At 51.4% G+C, this 2,886-nt stretch carries 2 protein-coding genes; one reads left to right on the plus strand and one right to left on the minus strand.

Features of this window, described 5'->3' with window-relative positions; translation table 11 throughout:
* Positions 1-305 precede the first annotated feature (305 nt).
* Positions 306-812, plus strand: coding sequence for a hypothetical protein (locus tag PHX60_RS16055; protein ID WP_366144399.1), 507 nt, complete (start codon positions 306-308; stop codon positions 810-812).
* 789 nt (positions 813-1,601) lie between these two features.
* On the opposite strand, the gene PHX60_RS15950 is transcribed toward PHX60_RS16055, so the two are convergent.
* Positions 1,602-1,799 (minus strand): hypothetical protein, encoded by a 198-nt coding sequence (locus PHX60_RS15950; protein WP_300079783.1) that lies wholly within the window; start codon positions 1,797-1,799, stop codon positions 1,602-1,604.
* Positions 1,800-2,886: the final 1,087 nt, after the last annotated feature.

The following is a 2,886-nucleotide window of genomic DNA, read 5'->3' on the forward strand; positions in this document are numbered from 1 at the left end:
ATGGCTTCAACATGTACTGTGGTTCACATCTACGGCAGCGAAACCGTTAATGCCTACAGTACATAGAGTATTTCCCTTTCTCGATTTCCCCTAGTGCTGGCTATGTAGCATCACGTTCTGAAAAAGGCGTGCGTGGCGCCTGCTCCATGTGCCTCCCCCCTGCCTCAGGACTGTGTGCTCCAACCACCTGTTCTACAAACGTGTCATCCCCTCGCTCATTCCCATTCATAAGGACCTGACTCAGAAGCGTGGGTTGAGGGCGCTGGTGAGTGGTGCCATCACCCCAGGTCACACTTGTCGCAGCCATGACCACCCAACACGCCATTCAACACCAGTCTGCCTCCGGCTTTGCCGAACAGCGCAGCGCAGCACTGTGCAGTGTGGTGCGCCTGCACTGCCGCACTGCTGCACCATCATGGCATGGCACACCTACACTGACACCACACCGCCGCGCACCATGTGTGCTGAAAGTCTACACGCCACTCGGCACCAGCATTGTCACACCTGCCGCACCGTGTGATCTGCAGGTCTACAGTGGGGACCACGACATGGCGGTGCCTCACACAGGCAGTGAGGTGTGGACCGCCACCCTCCTAGGAGGCAACGAGACGGCGCCCTGGAGGCCGTGGATGGTAGCTGGCCAGGTGGCGGGCTTTGTGGTCGACTACGGGCGGCTGTCTTACGCCACAGTCAAGGGCGCGGGGCACATGGTGGGTGGGTGTGGGATGCCCGGCACTGATGGCCACATGGCTGCCTACTTTTTTCATAAGACTAAGAGCCGGTATATAATATTATATGGACCAGGTGTATAATATTATATAAGCTTGTCCAAATTTGCTGAAAACAAAAACATAGCCTTCTCTTCAATCCATCGTTGCGATCATTTTCACGAGATGGAGTCTTGTTGCCACGAAGTGGTCTTGTCATGCCCATGCCCATCCTCATTAGCTAACCATGCATAAAGAAAACAGCAGAAACAGCCTGTTAGGGTGATGACCAGAGTGCTGCAGGGCCTGCTTTATCTACTCAGCACTGGTGGTATATGTTGTGATGCTACCAGTTCTGCGCTTCTTGCTCGGGGGATGGTGTGTCCAAGGCGTCATGTTGTACTGCATGCATGCTGGAACTGCCTTGCTGTTGCTTCTGCTTCCCCTTGCAGTTTGCACTGTGGGTTTTCAAAATCTGTGCAGGGTAGATTGCGCTGAAAAACTCCTCACAATCCCTGCACACCAGAACACACATGCCTCCACACTCCTGTAGGATCTCAGCTGTGAACTTTTCCTGCCATCTTTTGACTGCCCCATCCGTGAGCTTCTGGAGAAGCTGGTCTAGCGTTAAATTGCTTCCCATGTGGGCTGCCGATTACCATCATCCAGCTTCCAAACCTTGACCCCCAGCCCAGTCATAAAACGCCGTTTCGCTGTGTCGGTATTGCAATCGCAATCGTTTGACGGCGATGTATGACGAGAATAGCAAAGTTCGTTGGCTTATATAATAACCTGTCGTCTATAATATTATATAATTATTATATAACTTATATAATATTATGCTATTATATAATAGTACCGGATCCTACATAAGACTCTTCAAGTTGACGCACGTCACTGACTTGCAATGGGGCTTGTGGATGCGTCACAGGTGCCGACAAACAAGCCACAAGAAAGCTTGGCCATGCTCAAAAGGTTCCTGGATGCAAAGCCGCTGGCATGAAGAACTGCACGCAGCGCAAGCTGTTTGTTGTTATCTGGCATGTTTGTTGGCATCAAGTGTACCATACAATCATCAAACACATCAGCCATGGCATGCACCTCATGTTTAGTGGGATGCATCACTCATTTCATCGTGAGCATCAGAGTTTGCGGGGGATGCTTGGATGACAGCCATTAACATGGTTAGTGTTTTGACTGGATTAACCCAAGCCAGAAGCACCAGAGCCCGAGATGTGCTCAATGAATACGTGGCACAGCAACCTGGCATCCTAAAGCATGAGGTTGGTCAAGTGGATTTGCAGAAATCAATCAAATGGTCACGGTGACATCAAACCTGACTTGACAGCCTGATTAGTTTCCAATCCTACTGCAAGTAGACCAGGTAACCACCGAACCTGAATGTATTGACAGCCTCCATGCCAAACAAAAAGTTAGGTGCCGGAGTTTCCAGTCAGTTGGCAATGCCCACAGAAGCCATGCCTCCTATTTTGGTTTTCATCAAAGCCCCAGATCACTGGGCTCCTGAAAAGCACCAGGCTACTGGCGATATATACTATATATACTGGCCTACACTGGCAGTGTGGTCGTGCATGTGACATGTAACGAACGCTAAAACACATGTTTGTACTAAGTCAGAGTGTACAGCAATAACTAAAACAACACACTGCATGTGCCAGGTGCCCAAGCTTTCATCTCATGCATTGCATCTCAGCACACCAATCATTGAATGTGTCTGTACACATGTGCCACATGCGCCCTCATTAGCTCACCATAGCCATGGCGCCTCTGTCAGTAATGGCTCACGGCAGGCGTTCCTGGTGTGTCTTGCCTGATCAGGCACTCAAAACGCATGGCCGCCAGTGGCCCTTGTTGGGCGCCGCCCCCAAGGTGGGGCAGCGGGTCCACAACTGGCACTCACTGGGCCTCACCCCCCCCTGCTTGGACGCAAGGTGGGTGGGCGGTGACTGCAGGTTGCACAATGATGGTGGTTAGTCCCACTTTGATGACTGAAACGATGCCCCCGAAGTTGTGAAATGACACACAAGAATGTGTCACCAAACACCTGCCTGCTGTTTTTTGCTTGCTCAACCTTCACCACGTGGCCCTGCGTGCTCCACACACCCTCACCCTCACCTGTCAGGGCTGCTTCCCTGTGGCTGAATGATGAGTCTGTGAG

Source organism: Giesbergeria sp. (assembly GCF_028686475.1).
In the GTDB taxonomy this organism is placed as follows: Bacteria; Pseudomonadota; Gammaproteobacteria; order Burkholderiales; family Burkholderiaceae_C; genus Simplicispira.